This is a genomic window from Pseudomonas sp. FW306-02-D09B, from assembly GCF_058782685.1.
Genome location: NZ_JBYSXY010000001.1, coordinates 364,750 through 391,227, shown reverse-complemented (window position 1 = coordinate 391,227; position 26,478 = coordinate 364,750). Strand labels below are relative to the sequence as shown.

Annotated in this window: 26 protein-coding genes; 12 read left to right on the top strand and 14 right to left on the bottom strand. The window is 60.2% G+C overall.

Annotation, left to right across the window (positions count from 1 at the left end; genetic code table 11):
- Positions 1-42: 42 nt before the first annotated feature.
- Positions 43-564: a GNAT family N-acetyltransferase gene (locus tag AC3WK5_RS01945; RefSeq protein WP_103318552.1), complete on the top strand. Its 522-nt coding sequence runs from the start codon at positions 43-45 to the stop codon at positions 562-564.
- A 36-nt stretch (positions 565-600) separates the two neighbouring features.
- On the opposite strand, the gene AC3WK5_RS01940 is transcribed toward AC3WK5_RS01945, so the two are convergent.
- On the bottom strand, positions 601-1,140 hold the full coding sequence (locus AC3WK5_RS01940) for a P-loop NTPase family protein (RefSeq protein WP_256585270.1): 540 nt from the start codon (positions 1,138-1,140) through the stop codon (positions 601-603).
- Between the two features lie 248 nt (positions 1,141-1,388).
- On the bottom strand, positions 1,389-2,354 hold the full coding sequence (locus tag AC3WK5_RS01935; RefSeq protein ID WP_103318556.1) for a LysR family transcriptional regulator: 966 nt from the start codon (positions 2,352-2,354) through the stop codon (positions 1,389-1,391).
- Positions 2,355-2,648: 294 nt separating this feature from the next.
- On the opposite strand from AC3WK5_RS01935, the gene argH reads away from it, so the two are divergent.
- The 9 genes from argH (at position 2,649) to AC3WK5_RS01890 (ending at position 12,149) form a co-directional block, all read left to right on the top strand.
- Positions 2,649-4,076, top strand: coding sequence for an argininosuccinate lyase (gene argH / locus AC3WK5_RS01930; protein WP_103318558.1), 1,428 nt, complete (start codon positions 2,649-2,651; stop codon positions 4,074-4,076).
- Between the two features lie 150 nt (positions 4,077-4,226).
- A complete protein-coding gene (locus AC3WK5_RS01925; RefSeq protein ID WP_103318560.1) occupies positions 4,227-5,102 on the top strand; it encodes an amino acid ABC transporter permease in 876 nt (291 codons plus the stop codon).
- A 10-nt stretch (positions 5,103-5,112) separates the two neighbouring features.
- Positions 5,113-5,877 carry an amino acid ABC transporter ATP-binding protein gene (locus AC3WK5_RS01920; protein WP_054597474.1) on the top strand — a complete coding sequence of 255 codons (765 nt, stop codon included), beginning with the start codon at positions 5,113-5,115 and terminating at the stop codon, positions 5,875-5,877.
- A 24-nt stretch (positions 5,878-5,901) separates the two neighbouring features.
- On the top strand, positions 5,902-6,726 hold the full coding sequence (locus AC3WK5_RS01915; RefSeq protein ID WP_054597475.1) for an ABC transporter substrate-binding protein: 825 nt from the start codon (positions 5,902-5,904) through the stop codon (positions 6,724-6,726).
- Positions 6,727-6,898: 172 nt separating this feature from the next.
- Positions 6,899-7,747: a polysaccharide deacetylase family protein gene (locus AC3WK5_RS01910; protein ID WP_103316462.1), complete on the top strand. Its 849-nt coding sequence runs from the start codon at positions 6,899-6,901 to the stop codon at positions 7,745-7,747.
- Entirely contained in the window at positions 7,740-8,627 is an 888-nt protein-coding gene (locus AC3WK5_RS01905) for a polysaccharide deacetylase family protein (RefSeq protein ID WP_103316463.1), read from the top strand. The genes AC3WK5_RS01910 and AC3WK5_RS01905 overlap by 8 nt, the downstream gene beginning before the upstream one ends.
- Entirely contained in the window at positions 8,624-9,973 is a 1,350-nt protein-coding gene (locus AC3WK5_RS01900; RefSeq protein ID WP_103316464.1) for an MmgE/PrpD family protein, read from the top strand. The genes AC3WK5_RS01905 and AC3WK5_RS01900 overlap by 4 nt, the downstream gene beginning before the upstream one ends.
- Positions 9,974-10,108: 135 nt before the next feature.
- Complete coding sequence (locus AC3WK5_RS01895; RefSeq protein ID WP_103316671.1) at positions 10,109-11,308, top strand: MFS transporter; 1,200 nt, start codon at positions 10,109-10,111, stop codon at positions 11,306-11,308.
- 133 nt (positions 11,309-11,441) lie between these two features.
- On the top strand, positions 11,442-12,149 hold the full coding sequence (locus tag AC3WK5_RS01890; RefSeq protein ID WP_103316465.1) for an HPP family protein: 708 nt from the start codon (positions 11,442-11,444) through the stop codon (positions 12,147-12,149).
- An 11-nt stretch (positions 12,150-12,160) separates the two neighbouring features.
- Here the strand turns inward: AC3WK5_RS01890 and astA are convergent, their stop codons facing one another.
- From astA to AC3WK5_RS01855, 7 genes are all read right to left on the bottom strand, one after another.
- Positions 12,161-13,195 carry an arginine N-succinyltransferase gene (gene astA, locus AC3WK5_RS01885; RefSeq protein WP_103316466.1) on the bottom strand — a complete coding sequence of 345 codons (1,035 nt, stop codon included), beginning with the start codon at positions 13,193-13,195 and terminating at the stop codon, positions 12,161-12,163.
- Positions 13,195-14,130, bottom strand: coding sequence for a citrulline utilization hydrolase CtlX (gene ctlX, locus AC3WK5_RS01880; RefSeq protein ID WP_103316467.1), 936 nt, complete (start codon positions 14,128-14,130; stop codon positions 13,195-13,197). Before ctlX ends, astA begins: the two co-directional genes overlap by 1 nt.
- Before the next feature lie 314 nt (positions 14,131-14,444).
- Positions 14,445-14,921: an Lrp/AsnC family transcriptional regulator gene (locus AC3WK5_RS01875; protein ID WP_054597482.1), complete on the bottom strand. Its 477-nt coding sequence runs from the start codon at positions 14,919-14,921 to the stop codon at positions 14,445-14,447.
- A gap of 12 nt (positions 14,922-14,933) precedes the next feature.
- On the bottom strand, positions 14,934-15,695 hold the full coding sequence (locus AC3WK5_RS01870; RefSeq protein WP_103316468.1) for an ABC transporter ATP-binding protein: 762 nt from the start codon (positions 15,693-15,695) through the stop codon (positions 14,934-14,936).
- Between the two features lie 76 nt (positions 15,696-15,771).
- Positions 15,772-16,482 carry an ABC transporter permease gene (locus AC3WK5_RS01865; RefSeq protein WP_103316471.1) on the bottom strand — a complete coding sequence of 237 codons (711 nt, stop codon included), beginning with the start codon at positions 16,480-16,482 and terminating at the stop codon, positions 15,772-15,774.
- Positions 16,479-17,204 carry an ABC transporter permease gene (locus tag AC3WK5_RS01860; protein ID WP_103316473.1) on the bottom strand — a complete coding sequence of 242 codons (726 nt, stop codon included), beginning with the start codon at positions 17,202-17,204 and terminating at the stop codon, positions 16,479-16,481. Before AC3WK5_RS01860 ends, AC3WK5_RS01865 begins: the two co-directional genes overlap by 4 nt.
- 76 nt (positions 17,205-17,280) lie before the next feature.
- Positions 17,281-18,060 carry a transporter substrate-binding domain-containing protein gene (locus tag AC3WK5_RS01855; protein ID WP_054597486.1) on the bottom strand — a complete coding sequence of 260 codons (780 nt, stop codon included), beginning with the start codon at positions 18,058-18,060 and terminating at the stop codon, positions 17,281-17,283.
- 458 nt (positions 18,061-18,518) lie between these two features.
- Between AC3WK5_RS01855 and AC3WK5_RS01850 the strand changes: the two genes are divergently transcribed.
- Both AC3WK5_RS01850 and AC3WK5_RS01845 read left to right on the top strand, forming a co-directional pair.
- Positions 18,519-19,625 carry an enoyl-CoA hydratase/isomerase family protein gene (locus AC3WK5_RS01850; protein WP_103316475.1) on the top strand — a complete coding sequence of 369 codons (1,107 nt, stop codon included), beginning with the start codon at positions 18,519-18,521 and terminating at the stop codon, positions 19,623-19,625.
- Positions 19,626-19,628: 3 nt separating this feature from the next.
- Entirely contained in the window at positions 19,629-20,780 is a 1,152-nt protein-coding gene (locus tag AC3WK5_RS01845; protein WP_103316477.1) for an acyl-CoA dehydrogenase family protein, read from the top strand.
- A 125-nt stretch (positions 20,781-20,905) separates the two neighbouring features.
- Here AC3WK5_RS01845 and AC3WK5_RS01840 read toward each other — a convergent pair whose 3' ends face one another.
- Genes AC3WK5_RS01840 through AC3WK5_RS01820 form a run of 5 tightly spaced genes read right to left on the bottom strand, consistent with a single transcriptional unit; the run spans position 20,906 to position 26,478 of the window.
- Positions 20,906-21,679 (bottom strand): enoyl-CoA hydratase, encoded by a 774-nt coding sequence (locus AC3WK5_RS01840; protein WP_103316480.1) that lies wholly within the window; start codon positions 21,677-21,679, stop codon positions 20,906-20,908.
- Positions 21,680-21,692: 13 nt separating this feature from the next.
- Positions 21,693-22,820 (bottom strand): acyl-CoA dehydrogenase, encoded by a 1,128-nt coding sequence (locus AC3WK5_RS01835; protein WP_103316482.1) that lies wholly within the window; start codon positions 22,818-22,820, stop codon positions 21,693-21,695.
- 9 nt (positions 22,821-22,829) lie between these two features.
- Positions 22,830-24,023: an acetyl-CoA C-acyltransferase gene (locus AC3WK5_RS01830; RefSeq protein ID WP_103316484.1), complete on the bottom strand. Its 1,194-nt coding sequence runs from the start codon at positions 24,021-24,023 to the stop codon at positions 22,830-22,832.
- Between the two features lie 12 nt (positions 24,024-24,035).
- Entirely contained in the window at positions 24,036-24,797 is a 762-nt protein-coding gene (locus AC3WK5_RS01825) for an SDR family NAD(P)-dependent oxidoreductase (protein WP_103316485.1), read from the bottom strand.
- A gap of 16 nt (positions 24,798-24,813) precedes the next feature.
- A complete protein-coding gene (locus tag AC3WK5_RS01820) occupies positions 24,814-26,478 on the bottom strand; it encodes an AMP-binding protein (protein ID WP_103316487.1) in 1,665 nt (554 codons plus the stop codon).

Genomic DNA, 26,478 nt, shown 5'->3' with positions numbered 1-26,478 from the left:
ACGGGTTGCACATCGTCAGGGCGCTTGCTTAAGCTTGCGCCCATGACTCCTTCCCTCCGCCGTGCCCAATTCGACGATGCCAGCGCACTGCCCGCCGTAGAGCGTTCAGCTGCCACCCTCTTCCGTATTGACCCTGAGCTTGCCTGGCTTGCCGACGCCCCCGTGACCAGTGTCGAACAGCACCAGCATGACATCGGTTGCGCGCAGGTCTGGGTTGCCGAGGCGACCAATCAATCTATCGTGGGTTTCCTCAGCGCCCATACCGTCGATACCGAACTGCATATCCAGGAGGTCTCCGTCAGCAGCAGTTTTCAGGGCCAGGGTCTGGGACGCAGGTTGTTGCAGACCGCCCTTGAGCACGCACGCCGTAGCGGGTTGACCGCACTGACGCTGACGACCTTTCGCACACTGCCGTGGAACGAGCCGTTTTATCAACGGTTCGGCTTTGAATCCCTTGCATCTTCCGATCTCGATCACCGCTTGCAGGCAGTGCTTGAAGCAGAAACTACCCATGGATTGCCGGGCGCCCGACGGTGTGCGATGCGCTATTGCATCAAACCGTAAAGGGTACGCTTGGGTCGCGGGTCTTCTGAGAGTTCATCAATTCGGGATCGCAGCAATTACTACTGCGAGCAACGACTCAATCGGCAACTCTCCGCTTACCCTAACGGAGGGTAAGGTCAACTGCTTGAGCCACTGTTCATGCCGTGGTCGGCTGCGGCCAGCTTGAGCACCGCTCTCATATCCTTCGGCCCACGCGAGGAACGCCAGGTGATTCGCATGCATGTCCCCTCCAGGAAGAATACGTTGACCATAGCGCTGTGATTCACGCGCCTTTAGACGCTCTACTCGAAGCAGTGTCGGAGTATCAACGAAGACGACCAAATTGGAAGATTGAATCACTTCGTCTCCCCAGCCATCTAATGAGCCGGAGAGAACCCATTGACCATCAGCCAGACTACGGTTGAGTAGGTCAACTCTCTCTGCGGGAGGTCGTGATCGCTCGAAGGGTGGTTCTGTCGGGTACCAATAGTAGTCATCGACATCAAAGTGAGGCACTTGAAGCTTTGCTGCCAGTGCAGCCCCCAGAGTACTCACTCCGGCCCCAGATGCACCGCTTATGTAAATCCGCTTGTTCACTTCATGGGGCTCCTTTCTAGCGGGACATAATATGCGGTAATCCGATAGCGTGGGATTGCTTAACCTCATCAGGTTGAAAGGCTAAAACAGACGTGCTGTTTTAATTGTCCACCGATCACTTGCAAAAGTAATCGGCGCTCCCGCACGGACGTTATAAACGCCAAACCCTGCGACAACTCCGCCACTCTATCAGCGGCTACCGAGCAGACAGACATTCGCGCTCAATGCCCACAGTGAATGACCTGACATCAAACGGTCGCCTTCAGATCCACCCCCAACGCTTGGGCAAACGCCTTGACCAACGGACTGCGCACCGTGTTGTGCCGCAGGATCAAATTGAACGGTGTATTGAAGCTGATCAGGTCCGGCCGCAGGGCTCTGAACGTGCCTTGTGCAACCAGAGTCGCGGCATAGTGCTGTGGCAGAAAACCCAGGAAGCGCCCGGTTTTGATCAGCATGGCGACCGCTTCGACCTGTGACGCCGAGGCGGAAAAACTGTCGTATCGGGCAAAGGTCAGCTTGTCGCGGTGGATGGCGTAGCGATGGTTGATGAACTCGTGTTGCTTGAGCACATCTTCGCCCATCTGCTCATTCGGAACGCTGAACAACGGGTGCCCCACCGCGCAGTAGGCCTCTGATCTTTCTTCATACAACGTGAAGTAATCGAACTCTTCTCTTTTCTGATAAACCGGCACTATTCCGGCGACCAACCGCCCTTCTACAACACCTCTTTCCACTTCATCCAACTGCGAGGCCTGAAGTTGAAAGCGCACCTTCGGCGACTCTTCATTTATTCGTTTCAATGCAGCAACTAACGGAGAGTTTTCATCGGTAATCGTATTGTCGATCACCCCTACTCCCAAGTCGCCAATCAATTCATTTTGAGCGCAACTAAGCTTGTCTCGAAAGTTGTCGACCGAGGCAAATAAGTCAATCGACGCCTGATAGACCAGGCGCCCTTCTTCGGTCAGATTAAATCCCTCTCGACCCCGAGTACACAGGCGCATGCCAATGCGAATCTCAAGGTCGGAGATCTGTTTGCTGATGGCTGCCAGCCCGACATTCAGCTCGTTTTGAGCCGCACTAAAACCTCCTGCCTCGACCACTGCCTTGAACACTTTGAGCAGTTTGAAGTCCAGCCCGCTCAGGGCCAAAGGCGCTCGATGGGCCGTTTTCAACGGCGGGTTTCCAGAATTGGAAAGTGGGGTTTCCATAATGCTTATTTACCTCTGGCGCCCGATTCAACAGTCTGTGTCCAACAACAAAAACAACGCTGGCTAATAATAATGAACACAGAAAACCAGGCTTGGCAACTCCCAATAATTCCCCCCGATCAGCGCCAACTCGCTGATTCGAAACTATTAAAAGCTGACACTTCGATCAGCTCTCGCCACTTGCAACTGCCCTCTTGAAAACTGCATGAGCCGAACCACGCCCGGACGATCCCGGCGAGTGTTCAAGGCTCTGCGTAACGACATCAGTTCGTGTTACCGACGAGGAAAACAACAATGACTCAAGCAACCGATCGTTTGTGGGGGGCGCGTTTCAAAAGCGGTCCATCCGAAGCCCTGGCAGCCCTGTCCCGCTGCCCTGAGCGGTACTTCCGCCTCACCCCTTACGACCTGGCCGGTTCCAAGGCCCATGCCGGGGAACTGCACCGCGCCGGTTTGCTCGATGCACAGGAAACCCAAACCATGCTCGATGCGCTGGAGCGTATCGGTGAAGACTTCCGTGCTGGCCTTGTCAGCCCGACGCTGGATGACGAAGACGTCCACACCTTCATCGAGCGCCTGCTGACTGAACGCCTTGGGGCGCTGGGTGGCAAGCTGCGCGCCGGACGCTCGCGCAACGATCAGACCGCCAACGATCTGCGGCTGTTTCTGCGTGATCACGCTCGCACCCTGACCACCGAAGTGCTGGCCCTGCAACAGGCGCTGGTCGAGCAGGCCGAGCTGCACATCGACAGCATTTGCCCGGGTTTCACTCACCTGCAACAGGCGCAACCGATCGTGTTTGCCCATCACTTGCTGGCCCACGCCCAGTCGATGCTGCGCGATGTGCAACGTCTGGTGGATTGGGACGTGCGCACTTCCCTGTCGCCATTGGGCGCAGCGGCCATGGCCGGTTCGGCTATCGCCCGTCAGCCGCAGCAATCAGCGAAGGAAATGGGCTACAGCGGTGTCTGCGAAAACTCCATCGACGCCGTGGCCAGCCGTGACCACGTCGCCGAGTTCCTGTTCGTTGCGAGCATGCTCGGCGTCAACATCTCGCGTCTGGCCGAAGAGTTTTGCCTGTGGTCTTCGCGGCAATTTCGCTGGGTTGCGCTGGACGATGCCTACGCCACCGGCAGTTCGATCATGCCGCAGAAGAAAAACCCGGACATCGCTGAACTGGCGCGGGGCAAGGCCGGCCGTTTGATCGGCAACCTGACCGGTCTGCTGTCGACCCTCAAATCCCTGCCGCTGTCTTACAACCGCGATTTGAGCGAAGACAAGAACGGTGTGCTCGACAGCGTCGACACCCTGCTGCTGGTGCTGCCAGCCATGGCCGGGATGGTTGCGACCATGAAGGTCAACGTCGAAGAGATGCGTCGCCAGGCACCGCTGGGCTTCACTCTCGCCACCGAGGTTGCCGACTGGCTGGCGGTACGCGGCGTGCCGTTCAAGGAGGCCCACGAAATCACCGGAGCGCTGGTTCAGGCCTGTGAGAAACACGATATCGAACTGTGGGAAGCCTCACCGGCGCTGCTGGCCGAGATCGATGTGCGCCTGACCCCCGAAGTTCGCGACAGCCTGACCCTGGAAGCCGCCATCGCTGCTCGCAGTGGTTGGGGTGGTACTGCACCGCAACAGGTCCGTGAACAGATCGGCCGCTTGAAAATCGCCCTCGCCGCACAGCAGCAATGGGCCGAAAACTATCAAGGCTTCCGCCTCTGAATAAAGCACAACCCCCTGTAGGAGCAAAGCTTGCTCGCGATGGCGGCGGGTCAGATGGCATCAGTGTTGACTGACACACCGCCATCGCGAGCAAGCTTTGCTCCTACAGGGATTGTGTTGATCTGAAACACCCGTGTTCGGAGAACCGAAATGAACCAGACTCAGGCAGAGCTCCTCGCGGAGCGCAAAAAAGCCGAAAACCAGTTCGACATCACTCAGTACGAGCATGTACCTCGGCGCTATTACGGGCGGATCTTCTTCGCCACGCTGATCGTCGTCGCCATCGTCGGCCTGGTCAGGGCCTTCGCCGAGGGCAAGATCGAGTGGTCGTACATCGGCCAGTTCCTGACCTCCCAGGCGATTCTGTTCGGCTTGCTCAACACCATTATCATGGCCGTGCTGGCGATGGCGCTGGGGATTGTCTTCGGGGTGATCACCGCCGTGATGCGCATGTCGGCGAACCCGATCCTGCGCTATGTCGCGGTGACGTACACCTGGCTGTTTCGTGGTACGCCGCTGATTCTGCAACTGCTGTTGTGGTTCAACCTGGCGTTGATATTTCCCACCATCGGCATTCCGGGGCTGTTCGAACTCGATACCGTCAGCCTGATGACGCCCTTCGTCGCCGCACTGCTGGGCCTGAGCATCAACCAGGGCGCCTACACCGCTGAAGTGGTGCGCGCCGGCCTGCTCTCGGTGGACACCGGTCAGTACGAAGCGGCCAAGTCGATCGGTATGCCGCGCCTGCAAGCGCTGCGCCGGATCATCCTGCCGCAGGCCATGCGCATCATCATTCCACCGGTCGGCAACGAGTTCATCGGCATGGTCAAGATGACCTCCCTGGCCAGCGTGATCCAGTACTCGGAACTGCTCTACAACGCCCAGAACATCTACTACGCCAACGCCCGGGTCATGGAATTACTGATCGTCGCGGGTATCTGGTACCTGGCCGCCGTCACCGTTCTGTCCTTTGGTCAAAGCCGTCTGGAGCGTCGTTTCGCTCGCGGCGCCGGCAAGCGTTCTTGAGGAATCCGACATGAGAAGCATCGTCAAGGCCGTGAGCCTGAACAAATATTACGACCAGTACCACGCGCTCAAGGACATCAATATCGAAGTCGAGCAAGGCGAAGTGCTGTGCATCATCGGCCCGTCCGGCTCCGGTAAGAGCACCCTGCTGCGCTGCGTCAATCAGCTGGAAAAGATCGACAAGGGCGGCCTCTGGGTCGACGGCGAACTGGTGGGCTACCGCGTCGTCGGCAACAAACTGCATGAGCTCAACGAGTCGCAGATCGCCCGGCAGCGGCTGGCCACCGGCATGGTGTTCCAGCGTTTCAACCTGTTTCCGCACATGACTGTGCTGCAAAACATCGTCGAAGGCCCATGTCAGGTGCTCAAGCGCTCGCCCAAGGAAGCGCACGAAGAAGCCCTGGAACTGCTGGCCCGCGTCGGCCTGGCCGACAAGCGCAACAGCTACCCGATCGAACTCTCCGGTGGTCAGCAACAACGGGTAGCCATTGCCCGGGCGCTGGCCATGCGGCCCAAGCTGATGCTGTTCGATGAACCCACTTCGGCACTCGACCCGGAACTGGTCGGTGAGGTGCTGTCGGTGATGCGCGATTTGGCGCAGACCGGCATGACCATGATCGTCGTCACCCATGAACTGGGCTTCGCCCGCGAGGTTTCCAATCGCATGGTGTTCATGGATGGCGGGCAGATCGTGGAGGCAGGAAGCCCCGAAGAAATACTAATAAGTCCACAAAACCCGCGCACCCAAAGCTTCATTTCTGCCGTTCGCACCTAACGACAACTCAAAAAGAGAACGACCATGAAAAACCTCCTTATCCCTGCAGTAGTGGCTGGCCTGATGGCCTCTTCGATGACCTGGGCAGCTGATTTGCCCGCGAGCATCAAGGCCAAGGGCGAAATCGTCGTAGCGATCATGCCCAACTATCCGCCGATGGATTTCAAGGACCCGGCCACCAACACCCTCACCGGCCTGGACTACGACCTGGGCAATGCCTTGGCCGAGCGTCTGGGTGTGAAGATCAAATGGCAGGAAACCGGCTTCGAGCAAATGATCAACGCCCTGACCACCGACCGTGTGGACGTGGTGCTGTCGGGCATGACCGATACCGCCGAGCGCCAGCAGAGCGTGACCTTCGTTGACTACTTCACCAGCGGGCCGCAGTTCTACACCCTGCAAAAAAACAAGGACACCAACGAAATTGCCGACCTGTGCGGCAAGAAAGTCGGGACCAGCCGACGTACCACTTTCCCGGCGGAAATCGCTGAGTGGAGCAAGGCCAACTGCGAAGCGAAGGGTAAACCGGCGATCAACGTGATCGGCACCGAAGGCTCCGCCGACGCCCGTGCGCAGCTGCGCCAGAGCCGCATCGATGCGGCCATGCAGGGCAGCGAAACCCTGTCGTATCTGAAGACCCAGGAAAAAGACACCTACAAGACCGTGGGGGCGCCGATCTCGGTGCAGTTCAGCGGTTTGGGCGTCAGCAAGAAAAAACCTGAGTTGAGCGAGGCGGTGAAAGTCGCGCTGCAAAGCATGATTGATGACGGCAGCTATCAGGCGATCTTGAAGAAGTGGGATCTGGAGTTGGGCGCTATTAAGACCGTGACCATCAACGCCGGGAAATGAGTGAATCCGCGGTTTGCCTGACACGCCGCGGTTTCTGATCTCATTGTGGGAGCGGGCTTGCTCGCGAAAGCGGTGTGTCATCCAACATCAATGTTGACTGACAGGGCCTCTTCGCGAGCAAGCCCGCTCCCACAGGTCTCGCGTTATAGCCATAAATGTACGGAGCGCCACGATGTCCTCCTCGCCCCAACCGACCTGGCCCGACGGCCACACCGCCTGCCTGGCCCTGGCCTTCGATCTCGACGGCCCCACCGGCGATGCAATGCTCAACGGTTCGATCTGGCACAAGCCCGAGTACTTCGGTTTTGGCGGTTACGGGCCGTATCGGGCTTTGCCACGGATACTCGACCTGCTCGATGAGTTCCGCATCCCGACCACCTTCTTCGTCCCGGCCTGGGTCGTGGAAAACTGGCCGAAACAGTGCCAGTCGATCATCGAGCGCGGGCATGAAGTGGCTTACCACGGTTACAAACACGAGTCCTTTTATGCGCTGACGCTGGAGCAGCAAAAGGACGTCATGAATAAATGCCGCGAGGTGTTCTGGCAGCATTTGAACATCCGCGCAGAAGGCTTTCGCACCCCATCCGGCGACTGGCAGGCCGAGACGCCGGCCATGCTGGTGGAAGCCGGCGTCACTTATTCCAGCAGCATGCGCGGCGATGACCGGCCGTACCTGGTGAACGTGCCGGGCTTTGATACCCCGTTGGTGGAAATCCCCGGCCGCTGGGAAATGGACGATTACGCCTCCATCGCCTACACCCGCGCGCCGGACTTTCCCTCGGGGCTGGACCGTACCGCCAGCTATGAGCTGACCCTCGACAATTGGTGCCGCGAATTCGACGGCGCGATGAATGAAGGACTGTGCCTGACCACCCTCTTCCACCCGAAGATCACCGGTAAACCGGGGCGCATTCTGCTGCTGGAGAAACTTTTCGAACACATGCGCCAGCGTGATGACGTGTGGTTCGCCACCTGCCGCGATGTCGCCCACTGGTGGCTCAAGGAGCATCAACATGGCTGATTCGACGACCTGGCCCAAAGGCTACCGGTGCGCCGTAGTGTTGACCGTCGACTACAACGACGTACACGGCATCCTGACCCAGGCCCCGGAAGTCGCCGGCCGCGACAAGACCCTGTCGGTGTGGCGCTACGGTACCCAGCGCGGGGTCGAACGCTTGCTCGCACTGTTCAAGGAGTTGGGGGTTGCCAGCAGTTGGTGCATACCGGGCATCGTTGCCGAAGAAAACCCGGACCATGTCCGTTCGATCCAGGCCGCCGGTCATGAAATTGCCTGCGCCGGTTATCGTCATCAGAACTACGACACCCTGAGCCTCGCAGAGCAGACGGTTGCCCTTGAGCACGGCTGCCGAGCTATCGCGGCCATTACCGGTCAGCGCCCAGCGGGCTTCCGGATTCCCGCCGGCAACTGGGCACCGGGGTTTACCGAAGCGTTGCGCGAGCAAGGCATTCGCTGGTCGTCGTGCTGGCGTGGCGATGACCTGCCGTTCGCCCACCCGACGGCGCCTGAGGTGATCGAACTGCCAATGCACTATGAACTGGAAGACGAACCCTACTTCGCGTTCAACCTGAGCCCGGCAGTCCCACCCGCGCAATCGCGGATTGCTTCCTACAGCCATACCTTGGGCAATCTGCAAATGGACTTTGCCGGGTTTTATCGCTTTGGCCTGTGCTACGTGTTGCGCCTGCACCCGGAGATTATCGCGACCCCGGGACGCATCGGTGTCCTGCGCGAGTTGCTGCTGGGTATCCAGCAACACGATGACGTGTGGATCGCCACGGCTGGCGACGTCGCCCAGTGGTGGGCCGAGCGTGCTGTGCCGATGGACGAGGAGCATCCAGCCGCGGTGTATGAGCGGCATTATCGAGCGTACTTGCCATGAGCGAACCATTGCAGCGTCTGGCGCATTTGTGCGTCGATACCCGTTTCGAAGACTTGCCGCCGGCATTGGTGGCACAAGCCAAGCGACACATTCTTGATACGGTCGGCGCGACCCTGGCCGGGGCCGCCAGTGAAATTGCCGTCACCGTCCGGCAAACCTTTGCCAATGAAACAGGCCCAACCCTGGTCTGGGGCACTGCGCAGTATGTCGGCGCCGCGCAGGCAGCGATGCTCAATGGCATTGCCGCCCATGCGCTGGAACTGGACGATACCGGCGGCTGCGATCACTCCGGCGCGGTGGTGCTGCCGGCAGTGATGGCGGCGGTCAGCCTGAGGTCTACTCCGGTAAACGGCCGCGAGCTGATTACCGCCGTAGTGATCGGCTACGAGATCGGTCGTCGGGTGCTTGAGGCCTGTGGCGGTTACTCGGCGCACAACGGCGCCGGTTGGCATTCGACCGCCACCTGCGGGGTGTTCGGCGCGGCGACGGCCAGTGCGCGAATACTCGGTCTTGATCCGGCACAAACCCTCGCCGCACTAGGCATTGCCGGCAGTTTCAGCGGCGGCCTCTGGGCGTTTATCCATGATGGTTCACAAAGCAAAAAACTCCACAGCGGCCGCGCCGCCGAAGGTGGCTTGCTGGCGGCGCGGTTTGCCGAGCAAGGGATCAGCGGGCCAACCAAGTTGTTCGATGACGTCTGGGGCGGCTTTCTCAAGACCCTCGCGGCGGAACACGCGCAACCCGAGGCGCTGGACGCAGACCTTGGCGTGGTGTGGAAACTCGCCCGCTGCTCGATCAAGCCCTATGCCTCATGCCGTGGCACACATTCGGCCATCGATGCCTTGGGTTTGTTGATGGAGCAATTGCAGATCGACGCCGATCAATTGGAAGACGTTCAGGTGTCACTGTGTGGTTTTCTCAACGAGATGTGCGGCGGGCGCGATATCGGCAGTTTGGCCGCCGCGCAAATGAGCCTGCCATATGCCCTCGCTGCTCGATTGGTCCATGGTCATTGCCGGCTTGAGGCCTATGACGACGAACAACGCAGTACGTCAGAAATTGCGCATTGGATGTCGCGCATTCACCTTGTCGTGGATCCGCAACTGTCAGAGGATGGCGAGCCGGTCGTGAGCATTCGCAGCCGCGATGGTCGCACGGCGAGCCTGTGTGTCGAGGTGCCGTTGGGCGCGCCGGGGAATCCGTTGAGTGATGCAGCGCTGGAGGAGAAATTCCTCAGCCTGGCGACGCAGGTGCTGCCGGTGGAACAGGCGACCGGGTTGCTGGAACGGTTGTGGCAACTGGAAAAACTGCAATCGGTTTGGGAACTGGATCGGTGGCTGGCATGAGCCCTGGTTTGTCAGGACCGGCCTCTTCGCGAGCAAGCCCGCTCCCACATTGGAATGCGTTCCCCTGTGGGAGCGGGCTTGCTCGCGAATGGCGTCGCCGCATTGTTAATTCTGAATAAGGACATTCGTACCACCGTGGCCACTTACTCGCTCGTTATTCGCCGCCTGATGATCTGCTCGCTGACCATCGTCGTCAGCCGCGCCATCACCAGCCCGTTGCTGACACTGTTCCTCAGCAACAAGCTGGGCCTGAACCAACAGGACGTTGGCCTGCTGTTGGGCATCGCGGTGTTCATCGCCACCCTGCTCGCGCTGTATGGCGGTTACATCATCGACCGCCTGGAGAAACGCCGGTTGCTGATTCTGGCGATGCTCTCCAGCGCCGTCGGTTTTGTCCTGCTGACCTTCGCCCACAACCTTTACCTGACCACGCTGACGCTGGTGATTACCGAAACCGCTTCGGCGCTGTTTCTGATCGGCTCCAAAGCGATCCTCAGTGAAAACCTGCCGATGGGCCAGCGGGCCAAGGCGTTTTCGCTGCGCTACACCCTGACCAACATCGGCTACGCCACCGGCCCGATGCTGGGGGTGGTGATTGCCGGGGTGCAGCCATTGGCACCGTTCCTGATTGCCGGTGGCATCGCTTTTTTCAGTACCTTCCTGATGAGAGGGATTCCCGGATCGGCCAAGGAAGCGGCTGTTGGCCAGCCACAGAGCTTTCTGAAAACCCTGGTGACCCTGAAGAACGACCGCACACTGATCATGTTCACCTGCGGCTGCCTGCTCAGCACCGTGGTGCACGGGCGTTTCACCCTGTACCTGTCGCAATACCTGCTGGTGACGCAAAACGAGCATATCGCCCTGCAAACCATGGCCGCGATCCTCGCCTGCAACGCGATCAGCGTGATTCTCCTGCAGTACCAGATCGGCCGTTTCCTTAAACGCGAACAGCTGCGTTACTGGATTGTTATCGGCAGCAGCCTGTTCATCTTCGGGTTGATCGGCTTCAGCTTCGCGCAGAACCTGGTGCAGTGGTGCCTGGCGATGTTTGTCTTCACCCTCGGCGAAATGATCATCTACCCGGCAGAGTTCCTGTTCGTCGATACCCTGGCCCCGGAAGAACTGCGCGGCAGCTACTACGGCGCGCAGAACCTGGCGGCACTGGGCGGTGCGGCGAGCCCGGTGATTTGCGGCTTTTTGCTGACCCACACGGCACCGGCGACGATGTTTTATGCCCTCAGCGCACTGACCGCCATGGGCGGATTGCTGTGTTTCCTGAGTGGTCGGCGCGTCGCCACACTTCAAAATAAATGCACTGAAAGCTCATTAATATGAATTTGTCAGGGGTGAGATAGATCGGCACACTGTGCCGGTTCCTCCCCCAAATGTTGGAACGTTTAAAGGGCTTTCTGGTGATCCAGACAAGCCCTTCTTTTTGTCCGTTCTTTGCCACTGGATCGTTTTCGTTATGCTCGCTCGCTGGATTCCCGCTGCCGTCAACACCCGCCCCTCTGAATGGAGCCGTGCCGCCATCGGCATGTCGCTGGGCACGCTGCTGAGCGTCTGGCTCTGTGGCCAGGTGTTCGGCATGGATGTGGCCTTGCACTTGATCGGGCCGTTGGGCGCTTCGGCGGTGTTGCTGTTCGCCGTGTCTTCCGGCGCACTGGCGCAGCCGTGGTCGATTCTCGGCGGCTATTTGTGTGCAGCGGTGGTGTCGCTGCTGGTGGCCCATGTGCTTGGGCGCACACTGGGCAGTGCCTGCCTGGCGGCTGGCATGGCGCTGATTCTGATGTGCTGGCTGCGTTGCCTGCACCCGCCAGCGGGTGCGTTGGCGTTGCTGCTGGTGGTGGCGGACCCGGCGACCATCGCGATGGAATGGCGCGAACTCGGGCCGGTGATGCTCGCCGCGACGTGCATGCTGCTCAGCGCCCTTTTCTATAACAACCTGACGCGGATCCGTTACCCCAAGGGCCACAGTGAACCGGTCGCCACGGTGCCCGCAGATCATCCGCCCACAGACGCGCTGGCGATTACCGCCGAAGACCTCAAGCTGGCCCTGGCCGACATGCAGGAGTTCTTCGACGTCACGCCCGAGGACCTTGAGCAGTTGATCCACGCCAGCGAGCTGCATGCCAAACGCCGCAGTATCAGTGAAGTGTTTGGCACTCGGCCTTAGCCACTAAACCATTAGGCAGCCGACTGCTGTCGCGCCGGCACGGCCAGGCTGACGGCGCGCACCGAAGCACCGGCCGTCAAGCCCAGTGCCTTGGCGGTGTGGGCATCGACAATCAAGGTCCCGGCGGCGACCCGCGCTGGCGCGGCGGTGATCCGGCAATCGGCGAACTGGCGGTTGTGAATCAGATACACCGCCGCCTGCTCTCCCGGCGTGCCGATGCTCAGTTGCAATACCTGGCTGTCACGCACCGCGCGAATGTCGCCGGTGGCGCACTCGATCAACGGACCGCCGTCAAAGATGTCGATGTAATCCTTGTGCTCGAACCCTTCCGCCTTGAGCATCCCCAGCGCCGGTTCGGTGTTGGGATGAACCCGGCCGATCGTCGCCCGCGCAGCCTCGGGCAGCAGGCAGGTTGGCAGCGGGAACTTCGGCATCAGTTCGGCAATGAAGGTCTTGTTGCCCAACCCGGTGAGGTAGTCGGCGTCGGCAAAATCCATCTTGAAAAAGTGCCGACCCAGCCCTTCCCAGAACGGCGAGACGCCGTCTTCGTCCGAGTAACCGCGCATCTCGGCGATCACTTTGTCGCCAAAGTACTGGCGAAATTCCGCGAGAAACAGAAACCGCGCCTTGGACAGCAAACGACCATTCAAACCGCTGCGATGACCGGCATGCAGGAACAACGAGCACAACTCCGATTGCCCGGTCATGTCATTGCCGAGAAACAGCGTCGGTAATTGCTGATTGATCCCGAGATTTTTCGACGCGGCGACAAACAACCCCATCCGGTAGTTGTACCAAGGCTCGCGCAGCCCGACCGCGCCAGCCAGGGCGCAGATACCGACGGCCTCGCCGTTGTCGGCCTCCAGCACAAACAGGTAATCGGCATCAGCCCGTTCGGCTTCACCGGCGAAGGTTTTTTCAGCCCATTCCAGGCGCTGACGCAATCGCCCGGCATCGGCCGGCAAGGTGGTCAAACCGGCGCCGGCGCTATGGGCCAGTGCCAGCAATGCCGGCAGGTCATTCATTGTTGCAGGACGGACGATCATCAATGCTGCTCCTGTGGGCTCACGCGTTTAGGCAGATAGACTTCCGCGAGCATGCAGCGCGCGCTGCCGCCGCCAATCCGCTCGATGGTGTCGATGTTTACGGGTAGAGGTTTGGCGTACGCTTCGACCATCCGGCGCTGGTCGGCATGCAGCGACCGCCAGGCCGTGCGCGACATCACCAGCAACGGCTCGCCAGCGGCGTTGTGCACTTCAAGCATGTTGCCGGCGAACGACTCCAGTTGATCGAAGCTCAGGCTCAAGACTTGCTTGCCGCTGCGTTCCAGGCGTGAGCGCAGTGCATTGCGTTCGTCCAGGTCGCTGACTGACTCCAGGCAGACCACCGCCAGTTGCGTGCCGACGCTCATCATTACGTTGGTGTGATAGATCGGCACTCCGTGACGGTCCACTGCGTTAAACGCGCAGAGCTCATAGCCGAGGTGTTCAACCACCTGATCCAACGCCTTCGCGTGGGTGCGGGTCGAATACCCGGCGTAACAGATGCGCTGCTCCCGATCGAGGACCATGCTGCCGGTTCCTTCAAGGAACACTTCCTGCTGCTCAAGGTCGGAGAGGTCGAGCAATTGCTCGACACGGTAAGCATCGCGCAGCCAGTCGAGTACGCCTTTGTCGCGCTCCAGGCGCCGGTTGTGGCCCTGCATCGGGTACAGCACGAGCGTGCCGTCGGGATGGCTGCTCCACCAATTGTTCGGAAAGATCGAGTCCGGGGTGTGCGGGGCTTCGCTGTCGTTGTGCACCATGACTTCAACGCCGTGCTCGCGCAGGGCGGCGACATAGCCGTCGAACTCTTGCAGGGCCTTGAGTTGTACGTCTTCGGCTGCAGCCGCCGGACGCTGGAAACGGTTGTTGGCGGCCGTGTCCTGGTTGAAGGAGAAACGTGTCGGGCGAATCATCAAAACGGTATTGGTGGTTTGCATGGGCACAGAATCAATGAGGGTTGAGAGGTGCTCATTGTCTGATTCGGCGCCGGAAAAACCCGGCTGATAAGGAGGGAGTTGGTGCTGGAAATGGCTGAAAACGGGGTGGCTTGCAGCCGATTTGGCGGGCGTGATAAATCGTCTGAAATCACCGATTACCGTAGCAGCTGGCGCAGCCTGCGTTCGGCTGCGAAGCAGTCGTAAATGCTGACGACTCGGTGAGTCTGAAACACCGCAGAGCATGGTTTTACGACCGCTGCGCAGCCGAACGCAGGCTGCGCCAGCTGCTACGGAACTGCGGCGCTGGGCCCGTTCTAGGTGGAGGTTTTGACCATCGCCAGCTCGGGGTGGCTGACCAGTTTGTCGATGTGCAGGTCCGGGTCGTCGAACCAGACTTCGGTCAGTACCCGGTAGTGCTCCATGTCGCGACAGCGCATCCGCAGGCTGTAGTCGAAGGCGCCGCTGATCAATTGGCACTCCAGCACTTGCGGACAGGCGCGGACTTTGGCTTCGAAGGCTTTCTGCGCGGCGCGCCCGCTCTGGTTCGAGAGTGCCACCAGCACCAGCAACGACAGACCGGGGGTCAGTTTTTTCTCGTCGAGAATCGCCCCGTAGCCACGTATGACGCCAAGCTGTTCGAGCTTGCGCACCCGCTCAAGGCATGGCCTTGGCGTCAGGTGCACGCGCTCGGAAAGCTTCTGATAGGTGATGCGCCCTTCGTGGCGCAGCACCTCAATGATTGCCTGATCAATACGATCAAGCACGATCGACATATCGCGGATGTCCGCCATGTACGCCTTGCCTCACTTCAAACGGCCCGATAAAAATTGCTGTAAACGCTCGCTTTTCGGCTGGTCGAGAATCGTTGCATCGCCCTGCTCCTCGACCCGGCCTTGATGCAGGAACAGCACCTGGCTGGACACCTGCCGGGCAAAGCCCATTTCGTGGGTCACCATCAACATGGTCCGGCCTTCTTCAGCCAACGCCTGAATCACCTTCAATACTTCACCCACCAGTTCCGGGTCGAGGGCCGAAGTCGGCTCATCGAACAACAGAATCTGTGGTTCCACCGCCAATGCCCGGGCAATCGCTACCCGTTGTTGTTGGCCGCCGGACAGGAAGGCCGGGTACTGCTCGGCCACGCGTTGCGGCAAACCAACCTTGTCCAGATACGCCCGAGCGCTGACTTCAGCGTCCTTGCGACTGACGCCCAGGACTTTGCACGGCGCCAGCATGATGTTCTCCAAAACCGTCAGATGACTCCACAGGTTGAAGTGCTGAAACACCATCGCCAGCCGCGTGCGCAAGCGCTGCAACTGTGCCGGGTTGGCAACCCGCATGCCTCCGGGCGCCGGGCGGGTGACAATCCGCTCGCCGTCCAGCTCGATGGCTCCTTCATCCGCCCGTTCAAGGAAGTTGATACACCGCAGCATAGTGCTTTTGCCGGAGCCACTGGCGCCAATCATGCTCACCACATCACCGGCGCGGGCATTCAACGAGACGCCCTTGAGCACTTCGTTGTCACCAAAGCGTTTATACAGATTTTCAACGGTCAGTTTGTACATGCAACACTCCTGGAGCGCTGCCGTTGGCGACAGCGTTCTGGACAGAAAGAGAGAGGAAAAAAGCCGGCTCCGGTTCTCAGTGAGCCGGCCCGAGGAAATTCAGCCAGCGCTTCTCTGCGAGACGAAACGCGCCGACCAGGCCAAATGACAGCGCGAGGTACAGCAGCCCGGCGATACCGAAGGCCTGGAAAGTCATGAAGGTCGCTGCATTGGCGTCCCGGGCAACCTTGAGGATGTCCGGAATGGTCGCGGTGAACGCCACCGACGTGGCGTGCAGCATCAGGATCACTTCGTTGCTGTAGTAAGGCAGCGCCCGACGCAACGCCGAGGGCAGAATCAACTTCACATACAAACGCCAGCCACTCAGGCCATAGGCATGGGCGGCTTCGATTTCACCGTAGGGAATGCTGCGGATCGCCCCGGCGAAGATCTCGACGGTGTAGGCGCAAGTGTTGAGGGTGAACGCCAGCAAGGTGCAGTTCATCGCATCGCGAAAGAACGCTTCCAGCAGCGGCTGCGAGCGGACCACCGCGATGCCGTAGATCCCGCTGTAGCAAATCAGCAACTGGATATACAACGGCGTGCCACGAAATACATAGGTAAACAATTGCACCGGCCAGCGCAAAAGCCCCCAGCGCGACGTGCGCAGGATGGCCAGCGGCAGCGACAGGCAGAAGCCGAGCACGATGCTCACCACCAGCAGCCATAAGGTCATGGCCAAACCGGTGAAGTTGTAGCCGTCACTGAACAGGAAAGGTTTCCAGTATTCGGAGATCAATTCGATCATCGCGTCATCCCTCGCACGCCCTGGTTGTAGCGCCGTTCAAGCACGCGCAAGACATAGTTCGAACCGCTGGTGATCAGCAGGTACAGCGCTGCCGCCAGCAACAGAAAATCCAGCATGTTGAAGGTGCTTTTGCCGGCCTCCTGCGCGACCTTGACCAGGTCCGACAAGCCGATGATCGACACCAACGCCGTAGCCTTGAGCAGCACCAGCCAGTTGTTGCCCAGACTCGGCAAGGCAAAGCGCATCATCTGCGGGAACACCACGCAGTAAAACCGCTGCCAACGGCTCAGGCCAAACGACGCGCCAGCCTCCTGTTGCCCCCGAGGGACACTGAGGATCGCGCCACGAAAGGTCTCGGTGAAATACGCGCCATAGATAAAGCCCAGGGTCACGATACCGGCCACGAACGGGTCGATTTCCATGTACGGCCATTGCATGAACTCGGTCAGGCTGCTCAACCAGCCTTGCAGGCTGTAGAAGATCAGCAACATCAACACCAGGTCCGGTACACCGCGAATCAGCGTGGTGTAAAAGGTTGCCGGCAGGTTCAGCAGCCGCAGCGGCGAGAGCTTGGCCGCCGCACCGAGCAAGCCCAGCAGCATGCTGACCAACAGCGACAGCGCCGAGAGTTTCAGGGTTACCCAGGTGCCGTGCAGCAACAGTGGGCCATAGCCTTGCAGGGCCGAGAGATCCAGGCCCAGAGCATTGAGGAAGGTATTCACGCAAGTCACCTGTCTTGAAGCACCACAGCGAGGCTGTTGGGTCGTGAACCACGGCCCAACGCTTCAGGTGCGCTGATCAGTTGTTGTAGAGGTCCAGATCGCCGAAGTATTTCTTCTGGATCTGCGCGTAGATGCCCTTCTCGTGCAGGGCCTTGATGGCGGTATTGAGCATGCCTTTGAGCTCGTCGTTGTCCTTGCGCACACCGATGGCGATATCCGCCGGCACCAGCGGATCACTGATGCCTTGGCTGTTCTTGAATGGGGCGCCTTGTGGCGACTCAAGGAAGCTCATCTGCGCTTGCAGCTTGTCCTGAATCGAGGCGTCGAGGCGGCCGTAAACCAGATCGGCGTAGACCTGATCCTGGTTCTGATAGGCGCGCAGTTTCACCCCGCCCGGTGCCAGTTTGGCCCTGGCGTAGGTTTCCTGAATGGTGCCTTGCATGAAACCAATGGTCTTGCCCTTGAGCGACTCGGCGGTGGGCTCAAGCCCGGAATCCTTGCGGGTGACGATGGCGGTCGGGCCGGCATACAGACGGTCGGTAAAATCGATCTGTTTCTTGCGGGCGTCGGTGACGGTCATCGACGACTCGATGGCGTCGAACTTGCCGGCCTTGAGCGCAGGAATCAGCCCGTCGAAGTCATTGCTGACCCACACACACTTGAGCTTCAGTTCGGCGCAGATCGCATTGCCCAGGTCCACGCCAAAGCCTTGCACGCCACCGTCGGCGGTGGTCGACTCAAACGGCGGGTAGCTTGGGTTGGTGCCGAAGCGCAGTTCGGTCCACTCTTTGGCGCTAGCGCCGGCCGAGCAGAACAGCATCGCGAGTACAGGCAACGTCAGCCATTGGGTTTTCATCTTCATAAGTCCCGATTTGATTGGAATTATCGCGACCGGGCACGAATGCCTGGGCGCCTTTATGGGCAGGAACAGAGAGTCGATGCGGCGTCTGCCGCAGCAGCGTTCTTATTGTTTGTGTTCGGTGCACCGCCAAAGGCCGGCCACACCCCACCCTGAAACCCTTGGCGCAGACGGCTTCGAATGGAAGGCCAGAATGCCAACAGACGATTGTGTCGAGGTGTCGAAAGGGCCGTCGCAGACAGCTCGCTTGTGCTGATGTCGGCATTTTCACAGCCGATCCTGTCGTGAATGCCCTATCAGGGCGTTTATGCGATGAATCAGCGTGCAGGCATTACAAAAATGCAGACCGGACCTGCATCTATCACGGTTGTACATCGCAAATTTGCACTGTTACGATCCGGCATCGTTCGCGCGCGAACACTTCTATAAAGAACAATAAAAGCAGGGAGTTAGTGATGACTGCTCAGGTTTCATCCCAGGCGATCCACGGCATTGATGCCAGCGCCAACGACGTGCTGGCCGAGGTCCGCAACCACATTGGCCACCTGACCCTCAATCGCCCCGCCGGCCTCAACGCCATTACCCTGGACATGGTCCGCAGCCTGCACCGACAACTCGATGCCTGGTCGAAAGACCCGCATATCCACGCCGTGGTGTTGCGCGGGGCTGGCGAAAAGGCCTTCTGCGCCGGCGGCGATATCCGTTCGCTGTACGACAGTTTCAAAAGCGGCGGCACCCTGCATGAAGACTTTTTCGTCGAGGAATACGCCCTCGACCTGGCGATCCACCATTACCGCAAACCGGTACTGGCGTTGATGGACGGTTTCGTCCTCGGCGGCGGCATGGGCCTGGTGCAAGGCGCAGACCTGCGGGTAGTCACCGAACGCAGCCGCCTGGCAATGCCGGAAGTGGCCATCGGTTACTTCCCGGACGTTGGCGGCAGCTACTTCCTGCCACGGATTCCCGGCGAACTGGGTATCTACCTCGGCGTCAGCGGCGTGCAGATCCGCGCCGCCGATGCGCTGTATTGCGGGTTGGCCGATTGGTACCTCGAAAGCCAGAAACTCACCGAGCTGGATCAACGCCTCGACAGCCTCGAGTGGCATGACACCCCGCTCAAGGACCTGCAAGGTCTGCTGGCGAAACTCGCGCTACAGCAACTGCCCGATGCACCGTTGCAGGCACTGCGGCCAACGATCGACCACTTCTTCGCCCTGCCGGACGTACCGAGCATCGTTGAGCAACTGCGCAGCGTCACGATGGCCGACAGCCACGACTGGGCAATGACCACTGCCGATTTACTCGACAGTCGTTCACCGCTGGCCATGGGTGTAACGTTAGAGATGCTGCGTCGCGGCCGTCAGCTGAGCCTGGAAAACTGCTTCGCCCTCGAACTGCACCTCGATCGCCAGTGGTTCGAACGCGGTGACCTGATCGAAGGCGTCCGCGCCTTGCTGATCGACAAAGACAAGAGCCCACGCTGGAACCCTCCGACCGTACAGGCGCTGGACGCCAAACACGTTGCGAGCTTCTTCAGCGGTTTTGACCAGAGCGGGAACTGAGCCATGCACGATATCGAATTGACCGAAGAACAAGTGATGATCCGCGACATGGCCCGGGATTTTGCCCGCGGCGAAATCGCCCCTCACGCCCAGGCCTGGGAAAAAGCCGGCTGGATCGATGATGCGCTGGTGGCCAAGATGGGCGAGCTGGGTTTGCTCGGCATGGTGGTTCCCGAGGAATGGGGTGGCACTTACGTCGACTACGTGGCCTACGCGCTGGCGGTGGAAGAGATTTCTGCCGGCGACGGCGCCACCGGAGCCCTGATGAGCATCCACAATTCGGTGGGCTGCGGGCCGGTTCTCAACTATGGCACTGAAGAACAGAAACAGACCTGGCTGGCGGACCTGGCCAGCGGTCAGGCCATCGGCTGCTTCTGCCTGACCGAGCCGCAGGCCGGTTCCGAGGCGCATAACCTGCGCACCCGCGCCGAACTGCGCGACGGCCAGTGGGTGATCAATGGCGCCAAGCAGTTTGTCAGCAACGGTCGACGAGCAAAACTGGCGATTGTGTTTGCGGTGACCGATCCGGAGCTGGGCAAGAAAGGCTTGTCGGCGTTCCTGGTGCCAACCGACACGCCGGGTTTTATCGTCGACCGCAGCGAACACAAGATGGGTATCCGCGCTTCCGACACCTGCGCAGTGACACTGAACAATTGCACGATCCCCGAAGCCAATCTGCTGGGTGAGCGCGGCAAGGGTTTGGCGATTGCCCTGTCCAATCTCGAAGGCGGTCGCATCGGCATCGCCGCGCAGGCGCTGGGTATCGCCCGTGCAGCTTTCGAAGCAGCGCTGGCCTACGCCCGTGACCGGGTGCAGTTCGACAAGCCGATCATCGAGCACCAAAGCGTCGCCAACATGCTCGCCGACATGCACACCCGGCTGAATGCCGCGCGCTTGCTGATCCTGCATGCCGCCCGGTTGCGCAGCGCCGGCAAGCCATGCCTGTCGGAAGCCTCGCAGGCCAAGCTTTTTGCCTCGGAGATGGCTGAGAAAGTCTGCTCGTCCGCGATACAGATTCACGGCGGCTACGGCTATCTGGAAGATTATCCGGTGGAACGCTACTACCGCGATGCGCGGATCACGCAAATTTACGAAGGCTCGAGCGAGATTCAGCGGATGGTGATCGCGCGGGAGCTCAAGAACTACCTGGTGTGACGCTTTAAAAGCTTCGCGAGCAAGCCCGCTCCCACATTAGTCCTGCGGTGTACACGGTATTTGTGAACACCCTGGATTAATGTGGGAGCGGGCTTGCTCGCGAAAGCGCCCGCGAGGGTACTGCATTACTTACCTTGGAACTGCGCCTCACGCTTGGCGATAAACGCTGCCATGCCTTCTTTCTGATCCTGTGTGGCAAACGCCGCATGGAACACCCGGCGTTCAAAGCGCACGCCTTCGGACAGGCTGACTTCAAAGGCGCGGTTGACGCTTTCCTTGACCATCATCGCAATCGGCAAGGACTTCTTGGCAATCAACGCGGCAACCTTCAGCGCTTCATCCAGCAACTCATCCACCGGCACGATGCGCGCAACGATGCCGCAGCGTTCCGCTTCCACCGCATCGATCAGGCGGCCGCTGAGGCACATTTCCATGGCTTTGGCCTTGCCCACGGCGCGAGTCAGGCGCTGGGTGCCGCCCATGCCCGGCAACACGCCGAGGTTGATTTCCGGCTGGCCGAATTTGGCGTTGTCGCCGGCCAGAATGAAGTCGCACATCAGCGCCAGCTCACAGCCACCACCCAACGCAAAACCGGCGACCGCAGCAATGATCGGTTTGCGTCGGTTGGCCACCCGGTCACTGTCGCTGAACAGGTCGTCAAGGTAGATCTGCGGGTAGGTCAGCTCGGCCATTTCCTTGATGTCGGCACCGGCGGCAAAGGCCTTTTTCGAGCCGGTCAGCACGATGCAGCCGATTTCCGGATTGGCTTCCAGACCATCCAGTGCGTGGTTCAACTCACTGACGATCTGCGCGTTCAAGGCGTTCAGGGCTTGTGGGCGGTTGAGGGTGATCAGACCGACGCGCCCCTGAACTTCCAACAAAATCGTTTCGTAGCTCATGCAACGTTCCTTCTCAAAGATTGCGCGAAATGACCATGCGCTGAATATCGCTGGTGCCTTCATAGATCTGACAAACCCGCACGTCGCGGTAGATCCGCTCCAGCGGGAAGTCACTCAGGTAACCGTAACCACCGAGGGTTTGCAAGGCCGTCGAGCAGACCTTTTCGGCCATTTCCGAGGCGAACAGCTTGGCCATCGAGGCTTCCACCAGCGCCGGTTTGCCGCTGTCACGCAGGGCGGCGGCGTAATGCACCATTTGCCGGGCGACAGCGATTTGCGTGGCCATGTCAGCCAAACGGAAGGCAACCGCCTGATGCTCGATGATCGGCTTGCCGAAACTCTCGCGCTCGCGGGCGTAATCGCGGGCGGCTTCGAACGCGGCGCGGGCCATGCCGACCGACTGCGAAGCAATCCCGACACGTCCGCCTTCAAGGTTGGCCAGGGCGATTTTGTAGCCTTCGCCCTCCTCGCCCAGACGATTGGCCACCGGCACCTTCACGTCCTCAAAGAGGATTTGGCAGGTGTCCGAGGCGTGCTGGCCGAGCTTGTCTTCAACCCGCGCAACCTTGTAGCCCGGTGAATCGGTGGGCACGATAAAGGCGCTGATCCCGCGTTTGCCGGCGCTCGGGTCGGTGACCGCGAAGACAATCACCACCCCGGCATTTTGCCCCGAGGTAATGAACTGCTTGCAGCCGTTGAGCACGTAGTGATCGCCGTTCAGGCGGGCGCGGGTTTTCAGGCTGCTGGCGTCGGAACCGGCCTGCGGCTCGGTCAGCGCGAACGCCCCGAGCATGGCGCCACTGGCCAACGGTTTGAGGAAGCGCTCTTTCTGATCGTCGTTGCCGAACTTGAGGATCGGCACGCAACCCACCGAGTTGTGCACGCTCATGATGGTCGAGCAGGCACCATCGCCAGCGGCGATTTCTTCCAGGGCCATGGCGTACGCCAGGTAACCGGTGTCGCAACCGCCCCACTGCTCCGGCACCAACATGCCGAAGAAGCCCAGTTCGGCCATCTCGCCGATGGCTTCCTTGGGAAAGCGGTGCTCGCGATCCCACTCGGCGGCGAACGGCTTGAGCCGTTCCTGGGCAAATTGCCGGGCCGCGTCGCTGATTTGTAATTGTTCGTCAGTCGGTAGCATGTTGATTCCTTAGTACAGGCATTCAACGGCCATGGCCGTGGCTTCACCGCCGCCGATGCAGATCGCTGCGACGCCGCGTTTCAGGCCTTTCTGGCGCAAGGCCGAGAGCAAGGTCACAAGTATCCGCGCACCCGAAGCGCCGATCGGGTGACCCAGCGCACAGGCGCCACCGTGGACGTTGACCTTGCTGTGGGGGATTTCCAGCTTGGTCATCGTCACCAGGCTGACCACCGCGAAGGCTTCGTTGACTTCGAACAGTTCGACCTCATCCAGCGACCAGCCGGTTTTCTTCAGCAGTTTCTTGATCGCGCCCACCGGTGCCACCGGGAACAGCCCCGGCGTATCAGCGAAAGCTGCGTGACCATGGATCACTGCCAGCGGTTTCAGGCCACGTTTTTCAGCTTCTGAACGACGCATCAGCAGCAACGCCGCCGCGCCATCGGAAATCGAACTGGAGTTGGCCGCCGTCACAGTGCCGCCGTCACGGAACGCCGGTTTCAGGCTGGCGATCTTGTCCAGTTTGGCTTTCGGTGGTTGTTCGTCATCGGTGATGAGTTTCTGCTCTTTACCGACCATGACCTGCAACGGGACGATTTCGGCGTTGAAGCTGCCGTCCTTGATTGCCTGTTGTGCGCGGGTGGTCGAAGCAATTGCGAACTCATCTTGCGCTTCACGCGTGAAGCCATTGGCCTCGGCGCAGTCCTCAGCGAAGGTGCCCATCAGGCGGCCCTTGTCGTAGGCATCTTCCAGACCGTCGAGGAACATGTGGTCAAGTACTTTGCCGTGGCCCATGCGGTAGCCGCTACGCGCACGATCCAACAAGTAAGGTGCGTTGGACATGCTTTCCATCCCGCCAGCAACCACCACGTCGGCACTGCCAGCCAACAGCATGTCGTGGGCCAGGATGGCGGCTTCCATGCCCGAACCGCACATTTTGTTCAGGGTGGTGCAACGGGTCGACTTGTCCAACCCTGCACCCAGCGCTGCTTGACGAGCAGGAGCCTGGCCGAGGCCGGCGGACAGCACGCAACCAAACAGCACTTCTTCTACCGCGTCGGCGGCCACACCGGCACGCTCAACGGCGGCGCGGATCGCGGCAGCGCCCAGTTGTGGCGCGCTGAGGCTTTTCAGTTCACCTTGAAAACCACCCATCGGGGTGCGGACGGCGCTGACGATAACGATTGGATCGTGGGACATTGTCATGACAAATACTCCTTATTTGGCGGCCATACGCAAGGCACCGTCGAGACGGATCACCTCGCCGTTGAGCATGCTGTTTTCTATGATATGCCTGACCAGCGCGGCGTACTCAACCGGTTTACCAAGGCGTGGCGGGAACGGCACGCCAGCGGCCAGCGAGTCGCGCACTTCCTGGGTCATGCCGGCCATCATCGGCGTTTCGAAGATGCCTGGGGCGATGGTCATCACCCGGATGCCGTAGCGCGCCAGTTCACGGGCGGCAGGCAAGGTCAGGCTGGCAATCGCGCCTTTGGAGGCCGCGTAGGCGGCCTGGCCGATCTGGCCGTCGAAGGCCGCCACCGAGGCGGTGTTGATGATCACTCCGCGCTCGCCGTCTTCATTGGCTTCGGTTTCGGCAATCGCCGCAGCTGCCAGGCGCAGCATGTTGAAGCTACCGATCAGGTTGACGTTGATCACCTGGCTGAAACTGGCCAACGCGTGCGGGCCGTTCTTGCCGAGGATTTTCTCGCCGCGGACCACACCGGCACAGTTGACCAGCCCGTGCAGACCACCAAAGGCTGCGACCGCTGCCTGCACCGCTGCTTCTGCCGCCACTTCCTGACTGATGTCCGCGACGACGCAATGCGCGCCGAGCCGTTTTGCCTGAGCCGCGACGGCTTCGGCATTCAGGTCCACCAGCATGACTTTGGCACCGGCACCCACCAGCATTTCAGCCGTGGCCGCGCCCAGGCCCGACGCACCGCCGGTGACGAGAAAAACCTTGTTTTCGATCTGCATCATTGTTTCCTTGGATTCAAGCTGAAACGTTCTTCGCCGTGGCCTCTTGAGCTTTGGCGATTTCCTGGTTGCGCAAGATAAAGCGCTGCAATTTGCCGCTTGGGGTTTTCGGCAATTCGCTGACAAATTCGATTTCACGCGGGTATGAGTGCGCCGCCAATCGCTTGCGCACATGCTGGCGCAGTTCTTCGGCCAGTTCAGGTGAAGCACGGTATTGCGCGCTGAGCACGACGAAGGCTTTCACCAGTTCGGTGCGTTCCGGATCCGGTTTGCCGATCACCGCTGCTTCAACCACGGCGGGGTGTTCGATCAACGCACTCTCCACGTCGAACGGACCGACCCGGTAGCCGGAGGTGGTGATCACGTCGTCGCTGCGGCCGACGAAGCTGATGCTGCCATCCGGGTTCAGTTCGACGGTATCGCCACTCAGGTAATAGTTGCCGACGAAAGCCTTGGTCGGCGCACCTTCGTAACCGGCAAACCAGCACATCGGCGATTGCGTGCGATCGATGGCAAGAATCCCCGGCTGACCGACCGACAGTTCGTTATAGGCCTCATCCAGCACCACGATCCTGTGACCCGGCGAGGCAAACCCTGCCGCGCCGACGTGGACCGGATGCTCAAGGCCATGGTGGTTGCACAGCACCATGCCAAGTTCGGTCTGGCCGTAATGGTCGTGGATCACCACGCCGAGATTGTCGGCGAACCAGCGGATCACTTCCGGGTTCAACGGTTCGCCAGCGCTGCTGACAATCCGCAGTTTGCCTTTGATCGAGCGGGCGAACTCATCGCCGCCGGCGATCAGCAAGCGGTACGCGGTCGGTGAACCGGTGAGGTTGGTGATGCCGTATTTGTTGATCACCCGGCAGGTGCTTTCAAGGGTGAACGGGCCATCGTAAAAGGTGATCGGATGGCCCATGGACAGCGGTCCGGTCACACCAAAGTAGATGCCATAAGCCCAACCCGGATCGGCGACGTTCCAGAACGCATCTTCAGGGCGAAGGTCCACCGCGTCGCGGGTGTAACTCTGGAACGCGACAATGGCCTTGAGCGGCACCGAAAGGGCTTTCGACGGGCCGGTGGTGCCTGAGGTGAACATCAGCAGGAACGGGTCTTCGCCGTCCAGCAGCACGGGTTCACATTGAGCGGAATAGTTGGGCAGTTCAGCCCAGAAACTGAAATCGCCACGGACGATGCCCTGGCCTTTCGGGCCGCCGACGGTGACGATGGTCGGGCAGTCGGCAACGTCATTGAGCTTTGGACGATTGACCGCGTCGCTCACCACCACCGCGGCGCCGGAACTGTTGAGGCGGTGTTCGATGGCTTTCGGGCCGAAGGCGGTAAACAACGGCTGGTAGACCGCGCCGATGCGCCAGGTGGCGAACACCACAATCAGCAATTCAACGTTGCGTGGCAACAGGCCGGCGACCTTGTCGCCCTTCTTCACGCCCTGAGCCAGCAGGAAATTGGCAAAGCGCGCGGCTTTGTCCTGCAGGTCGCTGAAGGTGAACGTGGCGCTGGCACCGTCGCGACCCTCCCAGAACAAGGCAATGCGCCCGGGTATCGCATGGCGGTCGCAGCATTCAACGCAGGCGTTGAGTGCGGTCAACGAGCCGCTGAGCGCAGCATCGACGGTGTGCTGATAGTTGAACTGTGAAGTCGCAGACAGGTAATCGCGCAT

What these genes read in the sequence shown, in the direction of transcription:
- AC3WK5_RS01945 (WP_103318552.1), top strand. Translation starts at nt 43, where the DNA reads ATGACTCCTTCCCTCCGCCGTGCCCAATTCGACGATGCCAGCGCACTG.
- AC3WK5_RS01935 (WP_103318556.1), bottom strand. Translation starts at nt 2,354, where the DNA reads ATGGAAACCCCACTTTCCAATTCTGGAAACCCGCCGTTGAAAACGGCC.
- argH (WP_103318558.1), top strand. Translation starts at nt 2,649, where the DNA reads ATGACTCAAGCAACCGATCGTTTGTGGGGGGCGCGTTTCAAAAGCGGT.
- AC3WK5_RS01925 (WP_103318560.1), top strand. Translation starts at nt 4,227, where the DNA reads ATGAACCAGACTCAGGCAGAGCTCCTCGCGGAGCGCAAAAAAGCCGAA.
- AC3WK5_RS01920 (WP_054597474.1), top strand. Translation starts at nt 5,113, where the DNA reads ATGAGAAGCATCGTCAAGGCCGTGAGCCTGAACAAATATTACGACCAG.
- AC3WK5_RS01915 (WP_054597475.1), top strand. Translation starts at nt 5,902, where the DNA reads ATGAAAAACCTCCTTATCCCTGCAGTAGTGGCTGGCCTGATGGCCTCT.
- AC3WK5_RS01910 (WP_103316462.1), top strand. Translation starts at nt 6,899, where the DNA reads ATGTCCTCCTCGCCCCAACCGACCTGGCCCGACGGCCACACCGCCTGC.
- AC3WK5_RS01905 (WP_103316463.1), top strand. Translation starts at nt 7,740, where the DNA reads ATGGCTGATTCGACGACCTGGCCCAAAGGCTACCGGTGCGCCGTAGTG.
- AC3WK5_RS01900 (WP_103316464.1), top strand. Translation starts at nt 8,624, where the DNA reads ATGAGCGAACCATTGCAGCGTCTGGCGCATTTGTGCGTCGATACCCGT.
- AC3WK5_RS01890 (WP_103316465.1), top strand. Translation starts at nt 11,442, where the DNA reads ATGCTCGCTCGCTGGATTCCCGCTGCCGTCAACACCCGCCCCTCTGAA.
- astA (WP_103316466.1), bottom strand. Translation starts at nt 13,195, where the DNA reads ATGATCGTCCGTCCTGCAACAATGAATGACCTGCCGGCATTGCTGGCA.
- ctlX (WP_103316467.1), bottom strand. Translation starts at nt 14,130, where the DNA reads ATGCAAACCACCAATACCGTTTTGATGATTCGCCCGACACGTTTCTCC.
- AC3WK5_RS01875 (WP_054597482.1), bottom strand. Translation starts at nt 14,921, where the DNA reads ATGGCGGACATCCGCGATATGTCGATCGTGCTTGATCGTATTGATCAG.
- AC3WK5_RS01870 (WP_103316468.1), bottom strand. Translation starts at nt 15,695, where the DNA reads ATGTACAAACTGACCGTTGAAAATCTGTATAAACGCTTTGGTGACAAC.
- AC3WK5_RS01865 (WP_103316471.1), bottom strand. Translation starts at nt 16,482, where the DNA reads ATGATCGAATTGATCTCCGAATACTGGAAACCTTTCCTGTTCAGTGAC.
- AC3WK5_RS01855 (WP_054597486.1), bottom strand. Translation starts at nt 18,060, where the DNA reads ATGAAAACCCAATGGCTGACGTTGCCTGTACTCGCGATGCTGTTCTGC.
- AC3WK5_RS01850 (WP_103316475.1), top strand. Translation starts at nt 18,519, where the DNA reads ATGACTGCTCAGGTTTCATCCCAGGCGATCCACGGCATTGATGCCAGC.
- AC3WK5_RS01845 (WP_103316477.1), top strand. Translation starts at nt 19,629, where the DNA reads ATGCACGATATCGAATTGACCGAAGAACAAGTGATGATCCGCGACATG.
- AC3WK5_RS01840 (WP_103316480.1), bottom strand. Translation starts at nt 21,679, where the DNA reads ATGAGCTACGAAACGATTTTGTTGGAAGTTCAGGGGCGCGTCGGTCTG.
- AC3WK5_RS01835 (WP_103316482.1), bottom strand. Translation starts at nt 22,820, where the DNA reads ATGCTACCGACTGACGAACAATTACAAATCAGCGACGCGGCCCGGCAA.
- AC3WK5_RS01830 (WP_103316484.1), bottom strand. Translation starts at nt 24,023, where the DNA reads ATGACAATGTCCCACGATCCAATCGTTATCGTCAGCGCCGTCCGCACC.
- AC3WK5_RS01825 (WP_103316485.1), bottom strand. Translation starts at nt 24,797, where the DNA reads ATGCAGATCGAAAACAAGGTTTTTCTCGTCACCGGCGGTGCGTCGGGC.
- AC3WK5_RS01820 (WP_103316487.1), bottom strand. Translation starts at nt 26,478, where the DNA reads ATGCGCGATTACCTGTCTGCGACTTCACAGTTCAACTATCAGCACACC.